The 26,989-nt window shown below is 35.6% G+C and carries 28 protein-coding genes; 24 read left to right on the top strand and 4 right to left on the bottom strand.

Features of this window, described 5'->3' with window-relative positions; genetic code table 11:
• The first annotated feature begins 36 nt into the window (after window positions 1-36).
• The 6 genes from C1724_RS20965 to C1724_RS20940 all read left to right on the top strand — a co-directional run bounded on the left by C1724_RS20965 (window position 37) and on the right by C1724_RS20940 (window position 5,897).
• Complete coding sequence (locus tag C1724_RS20965) at window positions 37-1,068, top strand: zinc-dependent alcohol dehydrogenase (RefSeq protein ID WP_102348718.1); 1,032 nt, start codon at window positions 37-39, stop codon at window positions 1,066-1,068.
• Between the two features lie 20 nt (window positions 1,069-1,088).
• A complete protein-coding gene (locus C1724_RS20960) occupies window positions 1,089-1,928 on the top strand; it encodes a transketolase (protein WP_102348717.1) in 840 nt (279 codons plus the stop codon).
• A gap of 33 nt (window positions 1,929-1,961) precedes the next feature.
• On the top strand, window positions 1,962-2,921 hold the full coding sequence (locus tag C1724_RS20955; RefSeq protein ID WP_102348716.1) for a transketolase family protein: 960 nt from the start codon (window positions 1,962-1,964) through the stop codon (window positions 2,919-2,921).
• 65 nt (window positions 2,922-2,986) lie between these two features.
• Window positions 2,987-4,036 carry a TRAP transporter substrate-binding protein gene (locus C1724_RS20950; RefSeq protein ID WP_102348715.1) on the top strand — a complete coding sequence of 350 codons (1,050 nt, stop codon included), beginning with the start codon at window positions 2,987-2,989 and terminating at the stop codon, window positions 4,034-4,036.
• An 86-nt stretch (window positions 4,037-4,122) separates the two neighbouring features.
• On the top strand, window positions 4,123-4,626 hold the full coding sequence (locus C1724_RS20945) for a TRAP transporter small permease (protein WP_180994382.1): 504 nt from the start codon (window positions 4,123-4,125) through the stop codon (window positions 4,624-4,626).
• The gene (locus C1724_RS20940) at window positions 4,614-5,897 is read left to right on the top strand and encodes a TRAP transporter large permease (RefSeq protein ID WP_102348713.1); all 1,284 of its coding nucleotides are present in this window, start codon (window positions 4,614-4,616) and stop codon (window positions 5,895-5,897) included. Before C1724_RS20945 ends, C1724_RS20940 begins: the two co-directional genes overlap by 13 nt.
• Window positions 5,898-6,087: 190 nt before the next feature.
• Here C1724_RS20940 and C1724_RS20935 read toward each other — a convergent pair whose 3' ends face one another.
• From C1724_RS20935 to C1724_RS20925, 3 genes are all read right to left on the bottom strand, one after another.
• Window positions 6,088-6,537, bottom strand: coding sequence for a hypothetical protein (locus tag C1724_RS20935; RefSeq protein ID WP_102348712.1), 450 nt, complete (start codon window positions 6,535-6,537; stop codon window positions 6,088-6,090).
• A 398-nt stretch (window positions 6,538-6,935) separates the two neighbouring features.
• Window positions 6,936-8,219: an IS110 family transposase gene (locus C1724_RS20930; protein ID WP_102348711.1), complete on the bottom strand. Its 1,284-nt coding sequence runs from the start codon at window positions 8,217-8,219 to the stop codon at window positions 6,936-6,938.
• A 141-nt stretch (window positions 8,220-8,360) separates the two neighbouring features.
• Window positions 8,361-8,828 (bottom strand): DUF2243 domain-containing protein, encoded by a 468-nt coding sequence (locus tag C1724_RS20925; RefSeq protein WP_102348710.1) that lies wholly within the window; start codon window positions 8,826-8,828, stop codon window positions 8,361-8,363.
• Between the two features lie 160 nt (window positions 8,829-8,988).
• On the opposite strand from C1724_RS20925, the gene C1724_RS20920 reads away from it, so the two are divergent.
• The 17 genes from C1724_RS20920 to C1724_RS20840 all read left to right on the top strand — a co-directional run bounded on the left by C1724_RS20920 (window position 8,989) and on the right by C1724_RS20840 (window position 24,684).
• Entirely contained in the window at window positions 8,989-9,654 is a 666-nt protein-coding gene (locus tag C1724_RS20920; protein WP_102348709.1) for a DNA alkylation repair protein, read from the top strand.
• Between the two features lie 130 nt (window positions 9,655-9,784).
• Complete coding sequence (locus C1724_RS20915) at window positions 9,785-10,567, top strand: IclR family transcriptional regulator (protein ID WP_102348708.1); 783 nt, start codon at window positions 9,785-9,787, stop codon at window positions 10,565-10,567.
• A gap of 346 nt (window positions 10,568-10,913) precedes the next feature.
• Window positions 10,914-11,678, top strand: a complete 765-nt coding sequence (locus C1724_RS20910) for an IclR family transcriptional regulator (protein ID WP_102348707.1) — start codon at window positions 10,914-10,916, stop codon at window positions 11,676-11,678.
• Window positions 11,679-11,948: 270 nt separating this feature from the next.
• On the top strand, window positions 11,949-12,326 hold the full coding sequence (locus tag C1724_RS20905; RefSeq protein WP_102348706.1) for a Rieske (2Fe-2S) protein: 378 nt from the start codon (window positions 11,949-11,951) through the stop codon (window positions 12,324-12,326).
• Entirely contained in the window at window positions 12,307-12,663 is a 357-nt protein-coding gene (locus C1724_RS20900) for a hypothetical protein (RefSeq protein ID WP_142386579.1), read from the top strand. The genes C1724_RS20905 and C1724_RS20900 overlap by 20 nt, the downstream gene beginning before the upstream one ends.
• Complete coding sequence (locus C1724_RS20895; protein WP_102348704.1) at window positions 12,638-13,786, top strand: amidohydrolase family protein; 1,149 nt, start codon at window positions 12,638-12,640, stop codon at window positions 13,784-13,786. The genes C1724_RS20900 and C1724_RS20895 overlap by 26 nt, the downstream gene beginning before the upstream one ends.
• Window positions 13,787-13,923: 137 nt before the next feature.
• On the top strand, window positions 13,924-15,057 hold the full coding sequence (locus tag C1724_RS20890; protein WP_102348703.1) for a Bug family tripartite tricarboxylate transporter substrate binding protein: 1,134 nt from the start codon (window positions 13,924-13,926) through the stop codon (window positions 15,055-15,057).
• A gap of 69 nt (window positions 15,058-15,126) precedes the next feature.
• Entirely contained in the window at window positions 15,127-15,579 is a 453-nt protein-coding gene (locus tag C1724_RS20885) for a tripartite tricarboxylate transporter TctB family protein (RefSeq protein ID WP_102348702.1), read from the top strand.
• Window positions 15,580-15,631: 52 nt separating this feature from the next.
• Entirely contained in the window at window positions 15,632-17,122 is a 1,491-nt protein-coding gene (locus C1724_RS20880) for a tripartite tricarboxylate transporter permease (protein ID WP_102348701.1), read from the top strand.
• A 65-nt stretch (window positions 17,123-17,187) separates the two neighbouring features.
• A complete protein-coding gene (locus C1724_RS20875; RefSeq protein ID WP_102348700.1) occupies window positions 17,188-17,634 on the top strand; it encodes a cupin domain-containing protein in 447 nt (148 codons plus the stop codon).
• 274 nt (window positions 17,635-17,908) lie between these two features.
• On the top strand, window positions 17,909-18,622 hold the full coding sequence (locus C1724_RS20870) for a class II aldolase/adducin family protein (RefSeq protein WP_102348699.1): 714 nt from the start codon (window positions 17,909-17,911) through the stop codon (window positions 18,620-18,622).
• 39 nt (window positions 18,623-18,661) lie between these two features.
• Window positions 18,662-19,915 carry an aromatic ring-hydroxylating dioxygenase subunit alpha gene (locus C1724_RS20865; RefSeq protein WP_102348698.1) on the top strand — a complete coding sequence of 418 codons (1,254 nt, stop codon included), beginning with the start codon at window positions 18,662-18,664 and terminating at the stop codon, window positions 19,913-19,915.
• A 49-nt stretch (window positions 19,916-19,964) separates the two neighbouring features.
• Window positions 19,965-20,204, top strand: a complete 240-nt coding sequence (locus tag C1724_RS20860; protein ID WP_102348697.1) for a hypothetical protein — start codon at window positions 19,965-19,967, stop codon at window positions 20,202-20,204.
• Window positions 20,205-20,219: 15 nt separating this feature from the next.
• Window positions 20,220-21,416, top strand: coding sequence for a Gfo/Idh/MocA family oxidoreductase (locus tag C1724_RS20855; RefSeq protein WP_102348696.1), 1,197 nt, complete (start codon window positions 20,220-20,222; stop codon window positions 21,414-21,416).
• Between the two features lie 150 nt (window positions 21,417-21,566).
• Window positions 21,567-22,625: a Bug family tripartite tricarboxylate transporter substrate binding protein gene (locus C1724_RS20850; protein ID WP_102348695.1), complete on the top strand. Its 1,059-nt coding sequence runs from the start codon at window positions 21,567-21,569 to the stop codon at window positions 22,623-22,625.
• A gap of 101 nt (window positions 22,626-22,726) precedes the next feature.
• A complete protein-coding gene (locus C1724_RS20845) occupies window positions 22,727-24,214 on the top strand; it encodes a tripartite tricarboxylate transporter permease (protein WP_102348694.1) in 1,488 nt (495 codons plus the stop codon).
• Window positions 24,211-24,684 carry a tripartite tricarboxylate transporter TctB family protein gene (locus C1724_RS20840; protein ID WP_102348693.1) on the top strand — a complete coding sequence of 158 codons (474 nt, stop codon included), beginning with the start codon at window positions 24,211-24,213 and terminating at the stop codon, window positions 24,682-24,684. The genes C1724_RS20845 and C1724_RS20840 overlap by 4 nt, the downstream gene beginning before the upstream one ends.
• 182 nt (window positions 24,685-24,866) lie before the next feature.
• On the opposite strand, the gene C1724_RS20835 is transcribed toward C1724_RS20840, so the two are convergent.
• Window positions 24,867-25,760: a LysR family transcriptional regulator gene (locus C1724_RS20835; protein WP_102348692.1), complete on the bottom strand. Its 894-nt coding sequence runs from the start codon at window positions 25,758-25,760 to the stop codon at window positions 24,867-24,869.
• Window positions 25,761-25,940: 180 nt separating this feature from the next.
• On the opposite strand from C1724_RS20835, the gene C1724_RS20830 reads away from it, so the two are divergent.
• Window positions 25,941-26,981, top strand: coding sequence for a TAXI family TRAP transporter solute-binding subunit (locus C1724_RS20830; RefSeq protein ID WP_102348691.1), 1,041 nt, complete (start codon window positions 25,941-25,943; stop codon window positions 26,979-26,981).
• Window positions 26,982-26,989 lie beyond the last annotated feature (8 nt).

Here is a 26,989-nt window from a genome sequence, read left to right as displayed (position 1 = left end):
ACTTTGGGAACGTTCCCAAAAAAGGTGGGATAAAATATGAAGGCAATAGTAAAAAGTAAATATGGTGTAGGTAATGTTGAGTATATAGATATGCCAATTCCAGACCCAGGACCCTATGATATTAAAGTTGAGGTGTATTATACCGGCATTTGTGGTACAGATATGCATATATATCATGATACTTTTAAGTACAACCCACCAGTAATAATGGGGCATGAATTCAGTGGTGTAGTTGTAGAAGTTGGAGATAAGGTAACTAGATTTAAGATTGGGGATCAAGTAACAGGTGAAGCCCCAGCCAAATTATGTGGCAAATGTAGATATTGTCGGTCTGGGGAATATAATTTGTGTTCAGATCGATTGGGCATTGGTTGGGGTGTTAACGGATCATTTGCAAAGTTTTGTATAGTAGAAGAGAGTATGGCACATCTACTACCTAGTAATTTGGAGTTAAGAGCAGCTGCGCTATGCGAACCGCTAGCTTGTGTTACACACGGAGTAATGGATTTGACTAAAGTGTCAGCTACTGAACTAGTTGTGGTTTCAGGTCCTGGAGCAATTGGGTTATTGACCATGCAGGTTGCCAAAGCAGAAGGAGCTCGTGTTGTGGTATGTGGTACTTCTTATGATGAAGAGCGCCTTGGTCTAGCTGCTAAATTAGGCGCAGATTTAACTATAGATGTGATGAGAGAAGATTCATTAAAAATTATAAAAGAAATTACAAATGGGTATGGAGCAGATATTGTATTCGAATGTTCAGGTGCACAGCAATCGTTAACTAATTGTCTCGATTTAATTAGAAAAGGTGGTCAATTCACCCAAGTGGGCTTATATGGCAAACCTATTGAAGTTGACTTTGAGAAAATTACAACAAAAGAATTAAAAGTCACTGGAGTCCAAAGTCAGAATAAAAGTGGCTGGGAAAAAACTTTAAACTTACTTGAGCGTGGTTTAGTAGATTTAGAACCGTTGATCAGTCATGAGATGGGCTTAAGCGAATGGCAGGAGGCATTTCATATTATTGAAAGAAAAGAAGGTTTGAAAGTAGTACTCAGGCCTGAAGAATAATTATTTAAGGAGGTCAAATAATGCAAGTATCGCACTTAGATGTTAAGTTAATCGATAACTTAACAGAAAAAAGTACTAAGATTCGAAAGCATATTATCCAAATGATTGGAGAAGCAGGTTCTGGTCATCCAGGTGGAGCACTATCCGCTACTGATCTTGTGACTGCTTTATACTTTCATTTTATGAATCTAGATGTTAATAATCCGAAATGGGAAGACCGAGACCGATTTATTTTAAGTAAAGGGCATGCTAGTGCAGTTTTATATGCTGTTTTAGCAGAAAAAGGGTTTAATAAAATCGAAGAACTGATCGAAACTTATAAACGGACTGGCAGCAGGTATGCTGGACATCCAGACATGAATAAGGTTCCTGGTGTTGATATGACAACAGGTTCATTGGGGCAAGGATTGTCTGTTGCAAACGGAATGGCTATATCTGGTAAATATGATCACAAGAAATTTAGAGTATATGTTATGTTAGGAGACGGTGAAATTCAGGAAGGTCAGGTTTGGGAAGCAGCTATGGTAGCTAGTCATTATAATTTAGATAACATTACTGCTTTTGTAGATAGAAATAGATTACAAATTACTGGTGAAACCGATGTTGTCATGAACAATAGATCGATTTCTGATAAATGGAAAAGCTTTGGTTGGCATGTAATTGAAATCGACGGACATTGTATGGGTGAAATAATTAACTCTATCAATGAGGCGCAGTCTATTAAAGGGAAACCAACTATGATTCTAGCAAACACTGTAAAAGGCAAGGGTGTATCATTTATGGAAAATCAAGTGGATTGGCACGGGAAAGCACCAAATAAAGAACAATTGATGCAGGCCTTAAAAGAATTAGGAGAATAAAAGATTAATAAATAGAAAGGTGTGTAATAGTTTATGCCACAAAAAACGGCCGCACCACCAACTGTTCTCGGTGAAACGTTGGTTGAATTAGGATATGAATACGATAATTTGTTTGTTTTGGATTGTGACTTAGCAAATTCAACGAAGGTAGATGAGTTTCAAAAGGTTTTTAAAGACCGCTTTTTAAGTATGGGTGTTGCTGAACAAAATATGATTGGTACCGCAGCTGGTTTGGCATTAACCGGAAAGATCCCTGTTGCTAGCACGTTTGCTGTTTTTGCGTCATTGAGAGCGAGTGAACAGATAAGAACATCTGTTGCTTATCCAAATTTAAACGTAAAAATTGTGACCACTCATTCTGGTGTAGGTGCAGGAACCGCTGGTGCCACACATTTTTCCGAGCAGGATATGGCTGTTATGAGGGCAATACCAAATATGACCGTAATCGCACCATCTGATGCTATTCAGACAAAGAAACTATTACGACTATCAATTAAACATGATGGACCAGTATATATCCGTTTAGGCAAAGGAAACTTACCTATATTATACTGTGAAAATACAAATATAGAACTAGGTAAGGGAATTGTGCTTAAAGATGGTAAAGATGTGACGATTGTCGCTACTGGTGTTATGGTACACAGAGCACTGGAAATTGGCAAAAAATTAGAAGAGGTGGGAGTTAGTGCTAGAGTTATTGATATTCATACAGTCAAACCAATAGATGAGGAATTAATTAGAAAAGCGGCTATTGAGACAAATGCTATTATTACAATGGAAGATCATAATATTTATGGAGGTTTAGGAAGTGCTGTTAGTGAAATTGTGGCAGCTATTGCTTCGCCTGTAAAAGTTCTTCGGCTTGGAATTCCAGATATATTTTTTGGTGTAGCAGAAACTGAGGAATTATGGGATCAAGCCGGAATGTCAGTTGATGCAGTTTTGAATCAAGCACTACAAATAGTTAACAAAAACGATAACAGTAGTTTATAGCTCTCTCTCTATTAATCTTTGTATTTTATCTAGTAAATAACCAAATTATTTAAGGGGTGTAGAAGGTGAAAGATTTGAAAAATATAAAATTTATGATACTTGGAATGCTAATCCTGATTTTAATGGCTGCTTGTGGCAACCAACCATCAACAGAATCAACCGAACCTTCAAAAGATAGAGAACAGGCAGAAGGCATAGAACCTGTTTCATTAAAGTTGGGATATGTAGTTGCTCGTCAGGATGATCACCCTTATACTGTTGCCGCTGAAACTTTTGCCAAAAATGTAGAAGAGAAAACAAATGGTAGTGTTGTGGTTGAGCTTTACCCCGGCGGGCAACTTGGTGGGGATAGAGAAATGTTTGAAGGAATAAAGATGGGAACTTTAGAATTAGGTGTTATTTCTTCACCGGTTATCGCTGGTTTTACACCAGTTCTTGGCGGAGTAGATATGCCTTGGTTATTTGAAAATAATTATGATTTATTATATAAAGCTCAATCAGGAGAGCCAGGAAGAAAAATTCTTGATGCACTTGAAAGAGATACTGGTGTAAAAGCCTTAACTTTTACATATCAACCTTTCCGTCATTTTTGGACAAACAAACCAATAGAAACTATTGATGATTTTACCGGTATAAAATTAAGAAGTATGGAATCAAATATTCATTTAGATACATGGAAAGCACTTGGAGCGAATCCTACTCCAGTTCCATACCCAGAAGTTTATACGGCAATGCAAACAAATACGATTGATGGTTTCGAAAGCGATGTCATTGGGGGAAATGCAAGTAAGTTCTATGAGGTTGCGAAGCATATAACGTTATCAGGTCATTTTAATAATAGCGTTGTATTAATAATGAATGATAAAGCTTGGAATTCCCTAGATTCTGATCAACAAAAGGCAGTCGAGGAATCAGCAGTTCTTGCCGCTGACGCTTCAATGGAAATCACAAAACAAGTAGAGAAAAAGTATATGAATGTCATGAAAGAGGAAGGTGTAACAATCAATGAAATCGACATTGAAGTATTAAAAGAACATGCTGAAGAAACTTATAATAAATATTCTGAAACACCGGAAGTTAAGGAATTTATTGAAGATGTAAAAAGTTTAAAATGATCATATGTTTCGATTTACTAAATGTGTCTTTGCTGAATAATATTCAGCAAAGACACTCTAATTATTATTTGGTGGAGGCTGCACAAATGAAACTTGTAGATCTTTTTTTATTAAAGACCCTTGGTTATTTGTTAATAATTATGACTGTAACTGTTATTGCCCAGGTTTTTTGTAGATATGTTTTAAACTCCTCGTTGGTATGGAGTGAGGAACTAGCAAGATATATTATGATTTGGATTGGATTCTTAGGTGCTGCATGCGGATTACCAAGAGGAGAATTAGCTAGTCTTACATTTATTAGAGAAAAAGTGCCTAAGATGCTACAAAAACTATTAATCATAAGTTGCGCGTTGCTTTTACTAATGTTTGAGGGTGTATTGTTGTTCACGGGAATTAAATTTATATTAGATAACGTAGAACAAGTTTCACCGTCTTTAGGTTTACCGATGTATGTTCCTTATGCAGCAATTCCTTTCAGCTCTATTTTAATGATTATTTATACAATACAAGTATATTCTAATGAATTATTTAAAGGAAAAACGAATCCAGAAATAATAAACGGGGGTGAGGATAAAAAATGGGTGGTCTAGTGACAGGCTTTGTCTATTCTCTTTTAGCAGGTGTGCCAATCGTTTTCGTATTAGGAATTAGTTCTCTTTTTTTTATATTATTTACTGGCAACTTAGATTGGCTTCTTGTAATTCCCCAACGAATGTTTACTGGTATAGATAATTTTGTATTAATGAATGTTCCTTTTTATATTTTAGTCGGAGAGATAATGAATGTTTCTGGTGTTTCACAGCGTTTGATGATGTTTTTAAAATTATTATTGGGTCATATAAAGGGTAGTTTGGCACACGTTAACGTAGTATCCAGTGTATTATTTGCTGGAATTAGTGGTTCTGCCCAAGCGGATGCAGCTGCTACGGGGAGTGTTTTGTATCCTGCAATGAAAAAAGAAGGCTATGATAAGGATTATAGTGCAGCTTTAATTGCAGCTTCATCTACTATAGGGCCGATTATCCCTCCAAGCATGATTATGATCATGTATGCTGTTATTGCAAATGTGTCAATTATTGACTTGTTTTTAGCTGGGATTATACCTGGTTTGTTAATGGCAGTTTTCTTAATGATTGTTACAGCCTATCATGCGAAGAAGAATAATGAAATACCTGAAGGCTCCATCACTAAACCTTCTCTAAAAGAAGTATTGATAGGTTTAAAAGAGTCACTACTTGTAATGGTATTGCCTTTTATTATCCTAGGTGGAATTTTATCAGGAATTTTTACTGCTACTGAAGCAGCAGCGGTTGCAGTGGCATATGGATTATTCTTGTCTTTTTTTGTTTATAAAAGTATTAAGTTAAAGGACCTGCCTGTTATTTGCGCGCGAGTAAGTGTTCTTTCAGGAGCAGTATTACTAGTGGCAGGCACCGGGAATTTATTTGCTTGGTTATTAGCGGTTGAACAAATTCCACAATTTCTAGCAAATGGAATATTAGCACTTTCTGAAAATCCTATAATAATACTTTTACTAATAAATATATTTTTATTGATTATCGGAACATTTTTAGATACTTTCCCTGCTTTAATAATACTAACTCCTGTATTACTACCTATTGCTACCTCAATTGGTATTGATCCAGTTCATTTTGGTATAATAATGAGTATTAATTTAGCACAAGGATTAATTACGCCACCTCTTGGATTGGCTCTTTTTGTAACTTCAACTGTAACCAAACGTCCAATTGAAAAGATTGTTCGAAAGATGATTCCTTTTTTGGTGGCAAACATTATAGTATTATTAATTATTTCTTATGTACCATCTCTTAGTATGTTTATACCAAATCTTTTCAAGTAAATAAAGTGATGGTTTTTAGAAACGTATACTATAGGACTTGTCCCTTCAATAAATATATTATTAAAGGAAGAACTGCCCCTCAAAAATATTTAGATAAGCAATCTAACTATTTGGGAGCAGTTCTTCTATTTTATTCTTACAGCAGATATATATTAGAGGTTGTCTGAGGGGACTTCATTAAAGATGTACCCTATGGAACATCAATGATTTGATTATATGCAATTTCCTTACCATCGTGGGTTGTAAACACACCATGATTATTACCGTTTAGTGTTACTTTTATATGATTTTTACCTGGCTTTAAATTATCAATATTATAGTAATTCCCATAAATACGATTAATTTTTTCACCGTTTATAAATAAATGCGCATGTCCCTCATTATAAGTAATATCTTCCGTCCCAATTTTTTCAGGAGTAAACTTGAAATGACTTGTTTCGATTTTTAATAACCATGTTCCTGAGCGATCTTGAATGACAGACGCCGTTATCGTTGGAGTAGTTTCGGATTTTGGTAAAATGAGAGCTGGGTGATGGTTGTTTAAATGAGTAACAGAACTAAAATGACTATTTTGATTGTGAAAATATAACATTACGGAAATAAACGAAAATATCACGAAGAAACTCACCAATCTGTACATATTACCTCCCTCAATAAAGTTTAAATATCTCTAGAATCCTCACGTATTCTCAAAGTTTCATAAACACCTAATAGTTAACACACCTGAAACAGTGGATAGTATTTGAATTTCTTCAAGTTCCTTACAGGTGGAGGTGCATCCTAACCACCAAACTGGTATAGTTTGGTAATTATTAGTATAACCGTGCTATGAAAACTCCACATAACTCACGGCCGCTAACCCTCCCATGTCTCACCGGATCGGGTCCATACATTCCTTCGTCCTGCGTATCCATAAGGTGGAGGTCGGATATGCTCCTATACTGGGTCATAGCCCGAATGGTAAAAATAAACTCCGACTCTGCACTATTGGTGTTTATCTATTGAGAATATAGAGTATCTAAAGTGTTTACTGTTTGATTATGCAACCTGTAATAGGTTTTCTTGAGGTATCCCTTGTAATAACTTGGAACCATCAAATTGACATTGTTTATGTCCTATGACAAAAATGACTCGTAATAATTTACAACACAAGGCAATCAGAGACTGCTGTTTCTTTAAAGGTCTATCAGGACGTTTTGTGTAATAATGATGCAGGGCTTTAAACGTTGGATTATGTGCAACCAGAGGACGTATAGCCATATACAAAGCCCTTCGTAGTTTACTTCGACCTCGTTTAGTAATGGTTGTTTTTCCTTTGTGTTTCCCTGAACTATTCTCTCGCAAGGAGAGTCCTGCTAGGTTAACTAGCTGCTGGGGATGCTTATAATTTTTGAGATCCCCAATTTCAGATAAAAAAGTAGTGACTGTGGCTACGCCAAGTCCTGTAATATCAATCATTTCATTTGCACCAGGTATCGTTCTAACAATACCTTCTAACTCTTGATCAAGGTCTTCTAGTTGCTTTCTGAAAAGCTCTAATTGTTCAAGGAGATTATCCATCTCTCGTTGTGCAAATTGGGTTCCAATAGTTAAACCAATGCTCTTACGAGCAGCCTCTACTAACTTTGTAGCCCGTTTAATTCCAACACCTCTTTGAACAAATGGTTTCCATTCTTGAAGTATCTCTTCAGGTGTCATCTCCACGATTTGTGATGGAAATGGGAAAAGTTTTAATGTACAAAGAGCTGCTTTACCTTCCCAGTCTCCAAAGACATCGAAGAATTCTGGAAAGTAGCGATCAATCATATTTTGAATACGCCCTTCTGTAATCATTAATTGTTGGATGAGTTGATCTCTAATTTTGACGCCTTCTCTAAGTTCAGCATAGATGCCATCTAAGAGATTAGGTACAGAGTATCGCCCATCTTTAATCAACTGTGCGATTACTTTTGCATCTTTTGTGTCATTTTTCGTGGGTGAGTTATCATCAAGTTCTTTGCTTTTCTTAACATGCATTGGGTTGACTAATACAATGTCATAGCCCTTTGCAGTCAAATAATAAGCTAGATTCAGCCAAAAATGACCTGTTGGTTCTACACCAAAAATGATATGATCTTTAGAATTTTCTTTTGCGTGGCGGTGAGCCCATTCAAGTAATAGCTCAAAGCCATGAAATCTGTTTTGGAAAATCAGACGTTTTCCGAATTCTAAGCCTCTGTCGTCTTGTGCGCGTGCTACGTGCTTTTCTTTTGCAACATCAATGCCAATAACTAAAGTTGAAGGTGTGATTTGAGAGATTTTGTGATTTTGTGTATAATTCATTATGAGTCCTCCTTGGTTACTTAAATTAAGGGTCCTTAGTGCTGATCAGCTGTGGACACCTCGTATCATACCAAGGGGCTCTTTTTTTGTTCAACCCTCAAATTTCTTCATTACAGGAATGCTCCTAAATGACTCTAAACATTATGAGTTAACAGCTGTTGTTTGTGGTTTTCTGTTTTGTTTTATTAAATAACCGATAAGTATTAATAACAAGCCAGATGCAAGGAACGCCAAATCATATGCTAGTGCATTGGGATCTGTTGGTTTTACACGGTGTATTTGTAGTATATGGTGGTTAATTACACCTTCTATTATATTGAAGGCACCACCGCCGATCAGAAACCAACCAATTAACAATTTTATACCTTGTGAGAATGTTGTTGGATTTCCAGCTAGCCACAAAAGTATTCCTCCCACAACTAACGTAACCGTGACTGCAAGGTGGAAAAGGCCATCACTAACAATTTGGCCGGGACGATCTGTAGCCATGATCACACTATGCCATTGCAATAACTGATGAAAGATAATGCCGTCTAATGCACCTAGAAATCCAAATCCTAACACAAAGCTTCCAATATTAATAAATCTTTTTTTAGTTTTAATAGTCATGAAATGTTCCCCTTTATAATTAATTCTGAACATTCATCCATTTTTACCACTGAATGATTAAAGTATACTAAGGGCAATATTATCACATGTAAAATGTTAATTAACTTTTCTTTTAGATTTTAGTAAAATTAACTAAATAAGTTTCTAAGGAGTAAAAATAATGAGTTATACTGATTATTTAAGTAAATTATTTGAGGAAAATGGAAATGTAGAACAAGCTTTTCCAATGAAAAAATATATGAAAGATTTGTTCCCTTTTTTAGGAATTAAGACGCCTGCTAGAAATGAATTATTGAAGGAATTTTATCGAATTAGTGGTTTATTAAAAGATCCGTTTCAAGCTGATTTTGTTTTAGAATTATGGGACAAAGAAGAGAGGGAATACCAGTACGCAGCTCTAGACTATATTAAAAGATCTTTAAAGAAACTTGATAAAAATCACCTATCATTAATGGAGACCTTAATTATGACTAAATCGTGGTGGGATACAGTAGATATGCTGGCTCAACATCCCGTTGGTAAAATAGCTAGCAAATTTCCAGAAATGATAGACGAGCATATTGAAAACTGGGCTTATGGGAAAGACATGTGGCTGCAAAGATCAGCTATCTTGTTTCAATTAAGATATAAGGAAGATACAAATGAGTTATTATTGTATAGATTTATTAAATTGCATGCAGAAAGCAAGGAGTTTTTCATACAAAAAGCAATGGGATGGGCATTAAGAGAATACTCTAAAACGAATTCAGATTCAGTTAAACGATTTATCGAAACAAACCAATTGCCTAATTTAACGATTCGTGAAGGTAGTAAGTATCTCCAATAAACTCATTCTATCAGTGAGTATATCATTTGAATTTTGGGATTGTTCAGTTTTTTCAGACAAAGTACTATACATACATGATAAATTCTATTAAAATGTAGAAGAAAAAGGATAGAATTGGGGATTTAAGATCATGAGGGAATTAAACATAGAACCGATTAGAGCTGTAGAACGAGCTATTCAAATATTAAATTGTTTTAGTTTTGAAAAACCAGCATTAACAATTGAAGAAATAATGGATAAAACTAAATTAGCTAAAGCAACTACCTATCGATTATTATGGACTTTAGAAAGAAATGACTTGATTCAATATGATCAGTCTTCGAATCTTTATAGACTTGGAAATAAACCTCTAGAATACGGAGGAATAGTACTAGAAAACCTAGATATTCGCAGAGAATCTGAACCTTATCTTTTAGATCTATATGAACAGACTGGTCATTCTGTTATTCTTGCAACACCGCATGACGAAACGATTCAATATTTATTGCGTTTTGACAGTGATGAAGGACTGCAACCTAATAACTTCGTAGGCAGAAGGCGAATTATTCACAATGGTGCCTTAGGTATTGTTCTGTTAGCTTATATGGATGGACAATTTGTAGAAGAGTTGCTTGAACATTATCCATTAGAACCGCTAACTCCAAAGACAGTAACTGACTCTACCCACTTTATAAAACGTTTAAAAGACATTCGAAAAAATGGTTATTTTGTTGATATTGATCAAACATTTATGGGATATACTGCGATTGCAGCACCTATATTTAATGAAAAAAAGCAAGGCATTGCATCAATTGGCATATCTGGTGCTAGCTATAAAATGGAAGGAGAAAGACGTGAAGAATTAGTCAAGCTTGTCATTGACATATCGATGAAAATTTCAAAGCGGATGGGCTACCGTTTTCAAGAAAACTAATTTAAGACTTATATTTAATATGTCTTTATGTAAAAACAGGCTATACTGATTACTAGACTACTAGGTATTGGTATAGAGCTTTAAGACAAGGTCAAACAGACTAAAACATGTTCTGTTTGCCTTTTTTTGTTATAAAATAATTATAGGACGACAAATGTACTATTGTTGAATTGTTAACCTAGAAATGGTAAATTTATTTAAATTACTAAAGCTTCAAACTAATTATAAAATAATAGATGAATTTTCTGTTAACACCAAAACGAAATGAGGTGAATGCTGTTATAAAAAGTAAAGCTTGAAATAAGTTAAAAGAGCTAGATTTGCTTATTTTTTATAACGGGACTTTATGGATGATAGAAAATCGAAAGTACAATCGGTTGAAAGAACGATGAAGATATTAGAATGCTTTACTATGGAAAAGCCAGAACTTACCTTAAGTGAATTGACAAAGAAAACGGGGTTAAATAAAAGTACCATTTTTCGATTATTGGCGACGTTGATGGATATGAATTACATTAGACAAGATTCAATCACCCAAAAATACAGCTTAGGCTTTAAATTTTTTCATCTTGGGTCAGTTGCAGTAGGAAACTTGGAGCTAAGGTCCATTGCGCTGCCATTTATGAGAAAGTTATCTGAAGAAACCTCAGAAACTATTAGTTTAAATATTGCAGATGGAAATGAGCGCGTCTGCATTGAAATTGTAGAGAGCCCATTAGCAATTCGAAATTTCAGTAAGGTTGGCCAAAGAAATAGTTTATGGGTGGGAGCTTCAGGTAAAGTGTTGCTTGCATACCTTGATGAAAGCGAAAGAAAGAAGATTATATCCTACGCAGAGAGCAATAATCTCTTAAAAAAAGATGCCGCTACGTTAGTGCAGGAACTTGAGAAAATTCTCTACAAAGGATATGAAAATAGTGCGAATGAACGCGTCGAGGGATCGTATGCAGTTGTGGCTCCAATTTTTGGGTATAGTGGAGATTTATTAGGGGTGATCACAGCGGCGTGCCCTGTACAGCGTTTAAGTGAAGAAAGAATTCCAATTTTAATTCAACAAGTTGTAGAAACAGCTAGTAAAATATCTGAAGAAATGGGCTTTATAAAATCATAATAAAAGACTGCGGAAACGCAGTTTTTTTGCTTCAGCAACAGAGTTGTTCCTATACTTCCTCAAAATATTACCTCTATTACTCATCTTGAAAGAAAAGATCTCCATTCAACTAAATCAAATTAACACTTGATATGGAAGGGTACCTATCCTGTGATATATAAGTCCCATTTACTTATGTATAACAAACCCTTATGCCATAGCTAGTATAAAGTACTACAAAGTTCTATATATTCAGAATACAAGTACACAAAATTAAGTAGGAGGGATAATATGGGAAAAATGTACTTTGTTGCCCAGGCTAAAGATATTTCCCCAGAACAGGGTGTTACTATCAGGACTGATAATGACACGGAGATAGGTATTTATAAGGTGAAAGATCATTTCGTAGCGTATGAAAGTAGATGCCCACACCAAGGCGGTCCAATTTGTCAAGGTGTAGTGTTGGGCAGATATGAACAGGTCCTAGCAGATGATAAAACCTTAGTAGAGGAACGCTTTTCAGAAGATGAAACACATGTAGTATGTCCTTGGCATGGGTGGGAATTTGATTTAAGCACAGGAGAATGTGCGGCAGATCGTAAATTCCGTCTTAGAAGCTATCAAGTCGAGGTTAGGGGTGAGGATGTATATGTCCATGTTAAAGAGTGAAGAAATTAATGCACAGATCGAGAAGTTTATTACAGAGCTAGAGAGTTTGGATGAACATGAACAAGCGATTATTCTAGATGAGAATTTACAACGTCTGTTTAGTGCAATAGTACCTATTTATGCCAAAAGGGTTCAAAAGCTATTTCAAGATGAAGATGTTCAGCAATTAGTACCTTCTCCATTTAAAAAGAATGGGAAAGTGACTTCTACCGATGTGGTCATTACTGTTTCAACTATGTTAAAAGCTTTTGACATAGCAGCATTTGAGGTTGCATGGTTTTCTGATTCTGAACAATGGGAGTTGAAGGATAATGACCACACAAAATTCGATCGGTAAAGAAGAATTTTTAGCAAATGCTTCAAGAGAAGCTGAACGACGGGGACTTTATGACTTTACTATAGTTGATGCTGATTGTCACCATGCTGAGACAAGTTGTTTCCCTGAGATCGCTAAATATGTTGAGAACCCAGCTATTCGGAGGATCATGGAGTCCAATACACATAAAGCTATGAACGCATTTATCCCTGATATGATGGGAGATAGACATGTAGCAGGTCGATTAAAACGGGCTGTAAAAGAATCTGACAATTTGTATGGTATCGGGTCAGGAAGTGAAGCGTTATTAGCGCACCTTAAACACTCTATGAAAGCCATGGCTATCGATTACTCCTTACTTTTTCCAACTCCTATCTTAGCCTTAGGAATGAATCCAAAAGTAGAAGTAGAGGCGGCTCTTGCACATGCTTATGATCATTGGCTTGTTGAAAATATTTTAGCAGTTGATAAATCAGTTAAAGCACTTCTTTATTTACCTTTTAATGATCCGGATATGAGTTTAAGAATTATTGAAGAACTTGGAGATAAGCAAGGTGTTGTGGGATTTATGACAACTTCTAACCGCTATACTAAGATTCAAGAAAATAGACAGATGAAGGTTTATCGAGCCCTCGAAGAGCGAGAACTTGTTCTTGGTTTTCATTCGAATCTAAATTGGCGTGAACGTATTTTTGAACCTCTTAATAGTTTTTTAGCTGCTCATGCATTAGGTTTTCCAGTGTATAACATGGTTCACATGACAAATCTTGTCTTAAATGGTATTCCAGAACGTTTCCCAAAATTAAAGTTTGCTTTTATTGAGGCTGGTTTATCCTGGTTACCTTTTATGATGATGCGATTAGACAATGAATATATGATGAGAATGTCTGAAGCCCCACTGCTAAAGAAAAAGCCAAGTGAATATATTAAGGAGTTTTATTTCACAACCCAACCATTAGAAGCGGATAACAGCTATATTCAAACCATTTTTGAAATGGTAGGAACATCACAAATTTTGTATGCATCAGATTATCCTCACTGGGATTTTGACCTACCAAGCAGGGTATATGATTTACCGTTTTTAAATGAAGAGCAAAAACGAGATATCCTTGGCAGAAATGCAATGAAATTATTCAAAATTTAAAAGAGTTCAATCAAAAGTAACAGTAACTTATTTTGTAGTTGTAACGGCACCTCTCTTTCACACTTTGAAATCGTTTACATTCTAGGGTATAAAATTAAACAATAATTGAATATTACTATTCCTGAAAGGGGTAATTTATGAAGTCTAAAAATCTCTTAATTTCATTAATTGCAATAATTGGTTTGATTTTATTACTAGGGGCTTGCGGTGCAAAAAAAGAAGAAACTGCGTCTACTAATAGTGATACTGCAAGCTCTACACCGGGAACTACAGAGGTTGCAAATTCAGCAAATACAAGTAACTCTGATAGTTCGACTAAAGAGAATAGTAATAGCGCTGCTGAATATTTTAAGGGGAAAACGATTACTTTTATCGTGCCTTTCTCAAATGGTGGCGGCTATGATACGCAAGCTAGGGTAGTTCAAAACTATTTGCAGGAATATACAGGGGCTACAATCATTGTGAAGAATCAACCAGGAGCATCAGGGATAGTAGGATCAAAATTAATTTATGAAGCCAAACCAGACGGTTTAACACTTGGTGTATTGAATGGAGTTGCATTTGCTTTTGGTCAATTAACAAACCAACCAGGACTAGAAGGCCTTGACATGACAAAGTATACGTATTTAGGAAGATTTAATGCAGAGTCTCAATTATTATATACACCTACAAAGAGCTCAATACAATCCTTTGATCAGTTGTTGGCAGAAAAGCAACAACTAAAGGTTGCCACAACGGGTCGAGCGTCGAATGGATATTTAAATTCATCTGCAATAATGAATGCTTTTGATTTGCCTTGGGAATTAGTAACCGGTTTTGATGGAGGTAACGAAACTCAACTTGCTATGGAACGTGGAGATGTACAATTGCAAGCAGAAAGTATCACCGGTCGAATTGCGGAAATGCGCCAAGGTACTGCAAGAGGGCTATTAGTATTAGGCAGCGAGAGAAGTGAAGAATTTAATGACATACCAGTTGTAGGTGAATATTATGATCAAATGGATGAAGATAGTAAGACTTTATTTAATAATTTAGTTGATATGTACAACATCGGCAGACCAATAGTAGGTCCTCCAGGATTAGACCCAGAAAAGGCGGAATTCTTGGCAGATGCTATCGACAAGGCTTTAAATAATCCTGAGTTTAAAGAGGAGATTAATAAGATTTATGGACCAGTAGGAAACGAAGAAGCTGGGGAAATGACAAAGATTGTGGAAAGAGTTATTAATAATGAAGAGTTGAAAACAAGTATAAATAGTTTGTTTGAGTAAATGAAACTAGGGGGAGTAGGGTACCCTACAACTCCCTTCATTTAATTTCAACTAAAAGTGGTGAATCGAATGGGAAAACTTTTATTTAATATAGTACTTTTTCTAGTTCTGATCATGTTTATTATTATGGCCCTTGATTTTCCGAAGGAAGCGCGAATGTTACCATTGATTTTTGCTATCCCTGCAGTAATTTTGCAATTACTAATCATTATAACGGAAATTAGAAAAACGAAACTAAATCAAGATAAGGATAATTCAGAGCAAGAAAAGCAATCCCCAGGAGGACAGAGAATAATTAGTACCTTTTTTTGGGTTATGATTTTACCGTTTATTCTTATCTTCTATTTAGGCTTATATATTGGAATTCCACTATATTTATTTTTCTATATGGTTCTAAATGGTAAAAGAAGACTATTAATTTCATCATCATTCTTAGTAGGTAGTTTCATAGTACTTTGGGGATTTACACAAATTTTTGGTATATATCTTTATGAAGGTCCATTTTTTAGTATCACTTTATAAGAGTTTACCAAAGATATATCTCTTTTATTGATACTTTTAGGAGTGAAAAATTTTGGTTGAATCCATAATCCAAGCATGGATATTAGCGTTCGATATTGAAGTTTTAATGTTCATTCTTATTGGTGCAATGTTGGGTTTATTAGTTGGGGTCTTTCCAGGTCTAGGTGGAACATTTCTATTAGCGGTTTTATTGCCTTTTACGTACAATTTGTCATTAGAGAATGCAATCGGATTATTAATAGGGGCACAAAGCGTAACAGCAACAGGAGGTTCTATTAGTGCCATATTAATTGGAGTTCCAGGAACGCCAACTAATTTAGCTACAGTTTTTGATGGGTACCCAATGGCCAGAAAAGGTCTGGCCAATCAAGCGCTTGCAGCATCTTTGGTAAGTAGTGTGTTAGGTGGTTTAATAGGGGCAATCTGTTTGGCGATATTAATACCATTTATAGCACCTGTTGTTTTAGCTTTTGGTCCAGCGGAGTTCTTTTCCCTAGCCTTGATTGGGTTAATTCTTTTGTCTTCAATGGGGGAAGAAAACACGCTAAAATCAGTGGTAGCAGGTTTGTTAGGGATTTTACTATCCTTTGTTGGGCTGGAATTAAGCTCTGGTGTAACTAGGTATACATTTGGGTTCACATATTTACTTGATGGTATTAATATGATTCCAGTATTTTTAGGTTTTTTTGCAATAGCTGAGATGCTGCATTTGTCATTTGGAAAAGGATCTAAAATCAATCAGAATGAAGATATTACAGTTGGAAAAATTACATTACGAAATATTATGCAAGTTTTGAAACACAAACTTTTAATTCTCCGTTCGGCTTTAATTGGGGTTTTTATAGGAATTATTCCTGGAGTTGGCGGAGAATTAGCTAACGTTTTATCATATGGGTTAGCTACAAAAAGTAAAAAAAGAAATGCAGATGATGCAAGTTTTGGAAAAGGTAGAATTGAAGGGGTAATTGCGCCGGAATCAGCCAATAATGCCAAAGAGGGTGGCGCTTTAGCTACAACTATGTTGTTTGGAATTCCAGGTAGTTCCAGTATGGCTATACTAATTGTAGCTCTGTATATCTTAGGGATTACACCTGGAAAAGAGATGGTAAGCACCAACTTACACATTACTTATCTGATGGTATTTGTTGTTGTAATTGCAAATATTTTAGCAGCTGCAGTTGCATTTGGTCTATCTAAGTATCTAGCGAAAATTACAGATATAGATATATCAATAATTATCCCAGTTATTATATCTGTAGCCCTTTTTGGAGGGTATATGGTTCACCAGAATATTACAGATGTTTTTGCAACAGCACTTTTCGGTTTGATAGGCTTTCTATTTATGAAATTTGGGTTTTCGCGAATCACTTTCGTAATTGGATTTGTATTGGGTGACATTATTGAGAAAAATTTATTGCTAGCTCATTCCCTTTACGGATCATCAATGATTAGTAGACCAATTACATTAATATTAATCATGATTTGTATTCTAATGATTTTTTACCCCTATGTTAAAAGATTTCTACCAAAATGGAATAAGTAATTTAGAAAGCTAGTTTGATAAAGGAAGAAATTTTCAAATGAAATAAAATTTAAGGAGGAGTTTTGATGGCAATAAAAATTGTGGATATGATAAAAATGGCTAATGATGTTGTGGGTACTACACAGGATACGAATGAAGTACCAGGTGCTATTAGAAAAGTATTAATGAATGGACCAAAGTTTCATACATGGTTACATGTTTATCAAAATCCTGGGGACCATGATGAGATGCACTGTCATAACGCAGATCAAACGTTTTATTGTGTTGAAGGTGAGTGCACAATGTATTTTAAGGATGACAGTGCCCATGTGTTAAAACCAGGTATGGTTGCTTTAATACCTGGTGGTAATTTTTATTGGTTAGAAAATACAGGTGAGAGTAAGATGGTACTCTTGGGATCAAGAGCTCTAAGTGACGAGGAAAGTCAGAAGATAGATTTTGTAACACGAAAAAATGTTCATGCGCATAAAATGGGAGAACCACCGAAATATACAAAAATTTTAGTAGATTAACAAGAAAGATATGTAGATTAATAATAGATAGGAACAAAACATAGAGCAAAACGAGGTATTTGCCCATGTTTTTTGTTCCTTTTTATTTTTTATCCGGTATTTCTTATTACGTGATAAAAATTTCAGAAAATTATTTATTGTTTAAATATTGAAATATATATGTTTCCAATGCTATCATGGTGTTAATCGAATATAACAAAAAAATAAAACACGTTTCATATTACGAAACGATAAAAGATTTGATTTTTAGTTACATATACCTAGGAGGTACTTTATGTCAGAGCAAAATATTAATGAGTTAAAATTGCAACTAGCGAAGTCCATTCGAATGCTTGAAAATATTCAATTGCTAGATATGAATGGGCATGTTAGTGTCCGCTTACCAGGCACCGATTATTTTTTAATTAATGCACGTAAAGCTAGTCGTGCTTCTGTTAAAGCAGATGACATTGTCGTTTGTGATCTAAATGGCCAACTAGTTGAAGGTATTAGTGAACCACCAAGCGAAGTTTATATTCACAATGCAATATATAAACGAAGAAGTGATGTATCCTCCATTGTACATGGTCACCCACATTGGCAAACTGTACTTGGTATAGCCGACATTCCTTTTCAACCTGTATTTATGCTAGGCTCCTTTGTTGAACAGTGTAATATGTTTGAGGACTCTAGTTTGATAAATACTCCTGAACAAGGAGAGGAGTTAGCAGCAGCTTTAGGAAATGACCCAGTTTTACAATTACGCCATCACGGAAATGTGGTAGTTAGTGATAGTCTAAAATCTGCTTTTGCTGCTACTGTATACGTCGAAGAGCATGCCAAGAAACTATACTACGCCACACTTGCAGCAGCCGACAAAATTAAAGTATTAGAAGGAGATAACTTAGTAAGAACACGTGAAACCGCTTGGACTCCTAAGATTGTTGAAAAGGTTTGGAATTATTACCATGAGAAATCAGAAAGAAATAATGTGTTTGCTGGAATCTAACATCCGTTAAAAGTATTAAATGGCAGGGAGGAATTTATTATGATGAGTGCAGAGCAAAACAAATTGATAACTCAAGTTGGACCAGGTACACCTATGGGGGAGTTACTACGAAGATATTGGTATCCAGTTGCCGCTGCATCTGAATTGAAAGAGAAATATACAAAAAAAGTGCGCTTATTAGGAGAAGATTTAGTACTTTATAAAGATCGATCTGGAAATTTAGGGTTGATTCAGGAAAAATGTCCGCATCGTGGCGTTTCATTAGCTTTCGGTATGCCTGTTGAAGATGGTCTTCGCTGTCAATATCACGGCTGGTGTTTCAATAATAAGGGGAACTGTACGGATCAACCAAATGAACCAGAAACGAGTACATTTAAAGATCGAATAAAAGTAAAAGCGTATGAAGTCCAAGAACTTGGCGGCTTAATTTTTGGATATTTGGGACCAAAACCGGCACCACTGTTACCAAGATTAGATGGTTTTGTAGCAGAAAACGCTATTCGTAGTATCGGTCATGCAACACTACCAGTGAATTTCCTACAAGTTATGGAAAACTCATTAGATCCAGCACATACTGAATGGTTGCATGGTCATTTTGATCAATACGTTAAAGAACTACGTGGCGAAAAGACAGATAACGCATTTGTTCGTCATCATAAAAAAATTGCATTTGATAAATTTGAGTATGGTATTGTAAAGCGCCGTTTATTCGAAGGACAATCAGAGGACAGCGATGACTGGAAAATTGGACATCCGATCGTATTCCCGTACCTGTTAGCGGTAGGAGGAACAGCAGGGGAAGGTAGTTATGCTTTCCAAATGCGCGTCCCAGTCGATGATGAAACAACATGGCATGTGTGGTATCAAGCATATGCGCAAGATCCCGCAGTTGAAATTCCTGAGTCATTGAAGGAAATTCCGTTTTATGAGGTTCCTTATAAAGATGAGAATGGCGAGTTTATTGTTGATTATATCGATGGCCAAGATATTATGTGTTGGATTACTCAAGGTGCGATTGCAGACCGTACGAATGAACGACTTGGAACGACAGATAAAGGTATTATTATGCTCCGCCAAATGATTAAAGAAGAAATTGCAAAGGTAGAACGCGGTGAAGACCCAATTGGAGTTATTCGTGATCATGCTAAAAATCAGTTTATAAAATTGCCTTTAGAAAAGAAAAAACATCATTATAGTGATGGATTTGACGTCACGACAAAACGATTCCAAACGCGGTTTGCTCCAAATGTTGAAGACCTAATTGATTTTTATAGAGGTGTAGGCATTAAATAAATAATACTAACACTTTTATAAAGGTCATTGGTATGAAGGAGGCTAATATATGGTTTTAAAAGCTCAGAAATCTCCTATAAACCATAAAACGACATGCAATGCTTTTGAAAAGATAAGTATAAGTTATTGTCCGAATTGTGGTCACAAAATTAACGAAGATAAAAGTTTTATAGACCGTTTTTTCCAATCTGATAGAGATATAGAATTTTTTTGGTGTAATGAATGCTTTTGGCGTGGTGAGATCACCAAAATAATCCAGTTTACTGCAACAGAGGTCGATGAAGGGTAAGGAGGCGGTTGAAATATGAACGCAGGACGTAATAATCCTCCACATTTACGAATTGGAATAATTGGTTTAGGAAATGCGGGAAGTGCACTAATCCCAGCGATACTGAAACATCCGCATGTTTCAGTATCTGCTGCTAGTGGTCGAAACAAAGAAAAACTCGAGAAGTTCTCAAGTGATTTTGGCGCAAAGGCTTTTTATAGTATTGAGGATATATGTCGCTGTCCTGAAGTTGACGCAGTCTATATTGCTACTCCGACTGAGTATCATGATGAACATGTTCGCATTGCCGCGGAAAATAAAAAACATATTATTGTTGAAAAGCCTATTGCAGTAACTTTAGATGAAGCATCAAATTTAATACACTTAGCAGAAAAAAATGGAGTCCAAATGATGGTAGGGCACTCACATAGTTTCGAACCTCCAATCAAAAAGATGAGAGAAGTAATTGCTAGTGGTGAATTAGGAAAAGTTAGAATGATTAATAACTGGTATTTTAATGATTGGATTTATCGTCCGCGAATACCTACAGAGCTAGATACTAAGTTGGGTGGTGGTATAACATATCGTCAAGGTTCGCACCAGTTTGATATTATCCGTTACATTGGTGGAGGAGCTATTAGGAGCGTAAGAGCTATGACAGGTAAGTGGGATCCAACTCGTCCTACTGAAGGCGCCCATACTGTATTTCTTGAATTTGAAGATGGTACCGCAGCAACAGCTGTATATAACGGGTATGACCATTTTCATACAACAGAACTTACTTTTGGAATCGGTGAAGGTGGACCTTCTGTTCGGTCCAATGAATATGGAAAATCCCGTTTTACCATAAAAAATTTGAAAGACCCTACTGAAGAGACTTTGCTTAAAAGTCAAAAAGGGTATGGTGGAAAATTTTCAAAGGATTATAGTAAGCAGCAAACCGAACAGCCCTTTTTTGGATTAACCTTAGTAAGCTGTGAGAGGGGAGATATTCGCCAGTCACCTAACGGTTTATATATTTATGGGGATGAAGAAAAGTATGAGATAACCTTAGATGGAAAAACCGGCAGAGATCTAATGATAGAAGAATTGTATGATGCCATTTATAATGACAAGAAGTTAATTCACGACGGTCATTGGGGAATGGCAAATTTAGAAGTGTGTATCGCTGTACTAGAATCTTCAGAACAAAGAAAAGAAGTTTATTTACAACACCAGGTTTCGATAGATTAATCAAAGGATTGCACCAAAAGATTGTAGGAGATTCATATACTTCTGCAATCTACTTAAATTAATGTATGCGTTTTCAATGAAAGGTAGCAATTTTTATATTTTAATCAAGGGAATCTATCTAACAGATTGCATTATAAAGGAGGAAAGTAGATGGAAAAGAGTTTTCGTAGAAGTATTTTATTTATTGGTGCATTAATACTTGCAATGATAGTGGCGGGCTGTAGTTCGTCAACAAGTTCAAGTAATTCAAGTCAAGCAAATGAAGGTAGCAGTAGTAATGCTGGTGGAGAAGAACAAAAAGCTAGTAGTGATTTCCCTAAAAAAGACATAGAGTTTGTAGTTGGGTATGATGCCGGTGGTGGTTACAGTGATTATGCACAAGCAATGGCACCGTTTTTAGAAAAACATTTACCAAATGACGTGAATGTCATTGTACGTCATATGCCTGGTGCAGGAAGTGTTACAGCAACTAATTACGTTCATAAAGCAACTCCAGATGGCTATACAATAAAAATTTACAATGTTAATGGCCTAGCTCCAACACAGTTGTCACAAGAAGTACCATATGATTTAGCCGAGGTTACATGGATTGGACAAGTTGCAGCTGGTAATAACGTGGCATTAGTAAAAGGTGATGGCCCGTTCAATTCTATTGAAGATTTTACAACAGATAAAGAGTATGTTGTCTCAACAAAAGGTCTTCAATCACAAGATACAATTGGCGGTGCGGTTACGCTTGCTGAATTAGGTGTAAAATGGAAACCTTTAAATCATGGTGGTACGGGTGAAGCCGCTTTAGCTGTCATCCGCGGTGATGCTGATCTTTTATTCAGTTCTTACGAAAGTGTTCAGCAATATATCGAAAGTGGTGACTTAAAGCCAATCCTTTATTACGATACAGTAAGACATCCAAATCACGCCGATGTTCCAATACCATCTGAAATTGGATTATCCGCTGAAATTAACACAGGTTTTAATGCTATTCGTTTAATTGGTGCACCTCCTGGAACACCTGAAGATGTAAAGGTAATTTTAGAGGATGCCCTAAAGAAGACAATGGAAGACGAAGAATTTATAACTCAAATGACGGAAGCAAAACGATCAATCGCTTATTCTGATGCTAAAAGCTCACAAGCTGCTGTAAAAAGTGCATTAGATGGTTTTGTTAAATTCAAAGAAATTATTGATGAGTTATATAGCATGAAATAATAATGATGAAAGAGTAAGGGTGGATCTAATCGCCTCTACTCTTTCTTTTAAAATATCAAGTAATTACTTTTAATCAATAGATCTAGCAGGAGGTGGATTTTTTGTTATTGCTAAATCAGTTTGCTGAAGTATTTTCATTGAATCTAATGATGCTTATGGTTTTCGGTGTTCTTATTGGACTTATAATTGGTATTTTGCCTGGACTAGGTGGAAGTGTTGCATTAGCTCTTCTTATTCCTCTTACATTTGGAATGAGCGCTCAAGAAGCAATTGTTTTACTTTTTTCTGCATATGGTACGGTTACGTACGGTGGTTCAATAACAGCTATACTAATCAATACACCAGGAGAAGCAACGAATGCAGCAACGACTTTTGATGGGTATCCATTGGCTAAACAAGGAAAAGGCGGAATGGCCATTACAGTTGCAGTTTTATGCTCTGCATTAGGTGGTATCATTGGATTTATTGCACTAGCATTGTTAATTCCTATAGCGCGTCCAATCGTAATGGCTTTTTCGTATCCTGAGTTTTTTATGTTAGCAATCTTCGGTTTAACTGTCATTATTGTTGTAACAAAGGGAAATGTGTTCCGTGGAATAATCTCAGCATTGTTTGGATTATTGCTAGCGTTTATAGGCACAGATCCTACCATGGGACTGCCTCGTTTCACATTTGGTACAACATATCTCTGGGATGGATTGGATATCATACCAGTCATTATAGGGTTGTTTGCATTAACCGAGGCATTTAGCTTATTCACACAAAAAACATCGACTTCCAGTGATATTAAAGTCAAGGATAAAGGTATCGCTGAGGGTTTCTCTGCAGTATTCCGTAATTTTTGGCTATTCATTCGTTCGTGTTTGACTGGGATATCAATTGGGATGATTCCAGGGGTAGGCGGTGTAGTTGCTAGTTTTATGGCTTATGGTACTGCTGTTCAAATGTCAAAAAATCCTGAAAAGTTCGGTAAGGGTGCAATTGAAGGTGTAATTGCAGTTGAATCGGCAAATGACGCTAAAGAAGGTGGAGCATTCCTACCTACTCTTGCTTTTGGTATTCCAGGTAGTGCTGCAATGGCAGTGTTTATTGGTGGTCTTATTATGCATGGTTTAGCTCCTGGACCGGAAATGCTGACAACCAATATTGATACGACTTATTTCCTTATTGCTGCTGCGATTATGAGTAAGATTGTTGCGTTAATCGTTGCGTTATTGATCGGTACACGCTTGATTTTTATTACTAAGATAAGTGGATCATTGATGGCTCCAGGTATTATTGGTATTTCATTAGTAGGTGCTTATGCTTTTAGAGGGAATATAGGTGATGTAGTAGTTGCTTTGTTATTTGGTGTTATTGGAATGTATATGCGCAAGTACTCTTATTCTGCGATCGCACTTATCATTGCATTAGTGCTAGGTGGACTAGTGGAATCTTCATTTCATCAAACGCTTATTTCCTTTGGACCAAGTGGATTCTTCACACGTCCAATTGCCCTTGTCCTATTTATATTAACTGTAGGTTCATTGGCACTTCCAACGATTAAAAAGAAATTTCAAAAGCCAAAAGATGGAGGAATAAACATATGATCAAATTTACTGAAAAAAGTATATTTTCACTATTCCTCTTTCTATTTACGATTGCTATTCTTATAAGTACTTCCGGAATGAGAAGTGATGTTGTACTTATCCCAAAAATGATGGCTTATATTCTATTAGTTCTTTCGGGGATACAAGTTATCAATGATTTATTCCCGACCCTCAGCCAAAAACTTCTCTTTTTAAATAAGCAATCTGAATCAAAAGATGAAGAGAACAGTGAGGACCAAAATACCGATGGAACAATTGGTCAAAGATACTTATTAATAGGATGGATGGCATTATTTGTAATTCTTATAATGGTAACGAATATGATAATTGCATGTCTCTTATCCTTTATAATCTATCTAAAGTTAATTTCAAAGGAAAGCTGGAAATTATCTATATTATATTCGACTATATTTACTACCGTTATTTATTTAGGTTTTGTTATTGGAATGGGTTTGTATTATTTTGTATAACGAAATTTAATTCTTAACTAGATCAAATAAGGCTGCATATACGGCAGTCTTATTTGTGTTATGCAGATTAAGGGAGATTTTGTCCGGTCCTTTATTAATTAGTAATAAGGCAGGTTATTTTATGTTAGAAAACAACAAAAAACAGTAAATATCAATTCACTGTTTTTAATACTATTAAATTATTAAACAAATTGTATCGGTGTCTTCTCCATAATATAACTAACAAACTCATGAAAAGTTTTAGAGTGAAAACGCTTCTTCTTTTGTAGGAGAACATGCTTACAATGCATGTTAATTTCGGAGCTAACAAATGATAATGAATTACGATCCGTCTCATCAAGAGAACTGGCAAGTATAATACCTAATTTATCAAGGGTGCGAACACTTCTTTTCAATGCTTCTGGGTTGCCAATTTCAAATACACATTTTGCTTTAGTCCCTAGGTGATCATTGAATAACTTATCAATAATTACCCTAGTTGGTAACCCTTTAGATGGTAGGATAAACGGTTGTTCAATTAAATCATTAGCAGATAAATAGGATATAGGTTGGGATGAGTTTTTTGAAATTATTACTTTTAATTCATCCTCCCAAGACAGTGTTGTCTGTAATTGTGGATGATGAACTGGAGAAAGAAGTAGTGCTAAGTCACTTTTTTCATCTAGGAGATTGTCAACGGATTCATCTAAGTTTGTATGATTAATAGAAATCCTAGCTTTAGGGAATTCCATTTGAAATCTATTGCTTATTGAAGTGAGCCAGTATAAGCCAGCCGTAATATTACAATCAATAATGATTTCAAATTGTACTTGCTGGGTTGATTCTTGTTTAAGCATTTCTAATTCTTTAAGCTGATCTCTTAATCTTACGGAATAATCATAGAGCTTTTCACCCATGGGTGTCAGCTCTATTTTACCTTTACCTTTTCGAATCAACAGTGTTTGACCAAATTCTTTTTCCAATTGCTTAACATTCATGCTGACAGCAGGTTGGGTTAAAAATAGTATAGAAGCAGCTTCTTGGAAACTACCTTTTTCAACTACAGTACAAAATGATATTAATGGTTCAATTCTCATAATTACCTCCTTTGATAAATAATCCTGACATATAAATCGTATATAAATATGGCTTATACATTATTGATAAATGCTTATTGGACTATGATACTATATCTATATTAAAATTAAAACAGAATATTTAAACAATTCTAATAAATAGAAAAAAACTAACTTAAAAAATAAAAGGAGGGCTTTTGCTTGAAAAAAGTTTTTTATTGTCTGGGTATCGCCTTATTAATAACAATGCTTGTGGGTTGTCAATCTTCAAATACATCCACTTCGACACCAACGGAACAGGAAGAAAGTAACCCTACAACATCTTCCAACTCTGAAACAAAAACAAAAGATGAAAGCGGTTTAGAATCGTTTGAGGTGACAATGTACCAAGGTCCACCACAAGGTACCTGGGGACCGGTTGCTAATGCAATTAAAAGAGCTGTAGAGGATTCGTTTCCTGGTTCTGAAGTTAAACTTGAAGCCGGAGGGGGCGCTGCAAATATTTTAGCGATCAACTCAGGACAAGGTGATTTCGCAATGGTCGTTAGTACATCTGCTATTGACGCAACACAGGGTAAAGCTCCTTTTGAAACAGCAATGAATGACTTTAGAGAGGTTGCTGTTCTTTATGAGCAACCCGTACAGCTATTAACTTTTGATAGTAATATAAAGTCTATTGAAGATTTGAAAGGCAAAAATGTAAGTGTAATGCCAAAAGGATACGGTGCCGAGGTTGTCAATCAAATGATTTTAAAGGCTGCGGGAATGTCTTATGATGATATCGAGGAACAACATTTAGGAGAAGTGGACTCAGCCCAAAACTTACGAGATGGTCATCTTGACGCCATTATGTATGGAAACTATTATCCTAATTCTGTAACCATTGATTTATCTTCAACTGGTAATCTTCATTTCTTTTCTTTAAGTGATGAAATTATTAGCACGTTATCTGGCTATAACGAGGCGTTACATGAATATATTATCCCAGCAGGTAGTTACGATGGTTTAAATGAAGATTTAAAAACGATTTCATCAAGCGTAAATATTATGGCAAATAAAGATGTTCCGGCTGAAACAGTCAAAGCTTTTACACAAGCATTGGTGGAAGGGTTACCGAAGTTTCAAGAACAGCTCGAATTCTTTAAAACTATGACGCCAGAGGGAATGGCTCGCGATGTTGGAATTCCTTTTCATCCTGGAGCTGAGGCATATTACAAAGAGGCAAATTTTTTATTAAAGTAAACTATCAT

Source organism: Bacillus sp. Marseille-P3661 (genome assembly GCF_900240995.1).
GTDB lineage: Bacteria > Bacillota > Bacilli > Bacillales > Bacillaceae_J > OESV01.
Note: the sequence above shows the minus strand (reverse complement) of the source record. Positions and strands in the feature narration are given on the sequence as shown.

What these genes read in the sequence shown, in the direction of transcription:
- C1724_RS20965 (WP_102348718.1), top strand. Translation starts at nt 37, where the DNA reads ATGAAGGCAATAGTAAAAAGTAAATATGGTGTAGGTAATGTTGAGTAT.
- C1724_RS20960 (WP_102348717.1), top strand. Translation starts at nt 1,089, where the DNA reads ATGCAAGTATCGCACTTAGATGTTAAGTTAATCGATAACTTAACAGAA.
- C1724_RS20955 (WP_102348716.1), top strand. Translation starts at nt 1,962, where the DNA reads ATGCCACAAAAAACGGCCGCACCACCAACTGTTCTCGGTGAAACGTTG.
- C1724_RS20945 (WP_180994382.1), top strand. Translation starts at nt 4,123, where the DNA reads ATGAAACTTGTAGATCTTTTTTTATTAAAGACCCTTGGTTATTTGTTA.
- C1724_RS20940 (WP_102348713.1), top strand. Translation starts at nt 4,614, where the DNA reads ATGGGTGGTCTAGTGACAGGCTTTGTCTATTCTCTTTTAGCAGGTGTG.
- C1724_RS20935 (WP_102348712.1), bottom strand. Translation starts at nt 6,537, where the DNA reads ATGTACAGATTGGTGAGTTTCTTCGTGATATTTTCGTTTATTTCCGTA.
- C1724_RS20930 (WP_102348711.1), bottom strand. Translation starts at nt 8,219, where the DNA reads ATGAATTATACACAAAATCACAAAATCTCTCAAATCACACCTTCAACT.
- C1724_RS20925 (WP_102348710.1), bottom strand. Translation starts at nt 8,828, where the DNA reads ATGACTATTAAAACTAAAAAAAGATTTATTAATATTGGAAGCTTTGTG.
- C1724_RS20920 (WP_102348709.1), top strand. Translation starts at nt 8,989, where the DNA reads ATGAGTTATACTGATTATTTAAGTAAATTATTTGAGGAAAATGGAAAT.
- C1724_RS20915 (WP_102348708.1), top strand. Translation starts at nt 9,785, where the DNA reads ATGAGGGAATTAAACATAGAACCGATTAGAGCTGTAGAACGAGCTATT.
- C1724_RS20910 (WP_102348707.1), top strand. Translation starts at nt 10,914, where the DNA reads ATGGATGATAGAAAATCGAAAGTACAATCGGTTGAAAGAACGATGAAG.
- C1724_RS20905 (WP_102348706.1), top strand. Translation starts at nt 11,949, where the DNA reads ATGGGAAAAATGTACTTTGTTGCCCAGGCTAAAGATATTTCCCCAGAA.
- C1724_RS20900 (WP_142386579.1), top strand. Translation starts at nt 12,307, where the DNA reads ATGTCCATGTTAAAGAGTGAAGAAATTAATGCACAGATCGAGAAGTTT.
- C1724_RS20895 (WP_102348704.1), top strand. Translation starts at nt 12,638, where the DNA reads ATGACCACACAAAATTCGATCGGTAAAGAAGAATTTTTAGCAAATGCT.
- C1724_RS20890 (WP_102348703.1), top strand. Translation starts at nt 13,924, where the DNA reads ATGAAGTCTAAAAATCTCTTAATTTCATTAATTGCAATAATTGGTTTG.
- C1724_RS20885 (WP_102348702.1), top strand. Translation starts at nt 15,127, where the DNA reads ATGGGAAAACTTTTATTTAATATAGTACTTTTTCTAGTTCTGATCATG.
- C1724_RS20875 (WP_102348700.1), top strand. Translation starts at nt 17,188, where the DNA reads ATGGCAATAAAAATTGTGGATATGATAAAAATGGCTAATGATGTTGTG.
- C1724_RS20870 (WP_102348699.1), top strand. Translation starts at nt 17,909, where the DNA reads ATGTCAGAGCAAAATATTAATGAGTTAAAATTGCAACTAGCGAAGTCC.
- C1724_RS20865 (WP_102348698.1), top strand. Translation starts at nt 18,662, where the DNA reads ATGATGAGTGCAGAGCAAAACAAATTGATAACTCAAGTTGGACCAGGT.
- C1724_RS20860 (WP_102348697.1), top strand. Translation starts at nt 19,965, where the DNA reads ATGGTTTTAAAAGCTCAGAAATCTCCTATAAACCATAAAACGACATGC.
- C1724_RS20855 (WP_102348696.1), top strand. Translation starts at nt 20,220, where the DNA reads ATGAACGCAGGACGTAATAATCCTCCACATTTACGAATTGGAATAATT.
- C1724_RS20850 (WP_102348695.1), top strand. Translation starts at nt 21,567, where the DNA reads ATGGAAAAGAGTTTTCGTAGAAGTATTTTATTTATTGGTGCATTAATA.
- C1724_RS20840 (WP_102348693.1), top strand. Translation starts at nt 24,211, where the DNA reads ATGATCAAATTTACTGAAAAAAGTATATTTTCACTATTCCTCTTTCTA.
- C1724_RS20835 (WP_102348692.1), bottom strand. Translation starts at nt 25,760, where the DNA reads ATGAGAATTGAACCATTAATATCATTTTGTACTGTAGTTGAAAAAGGT.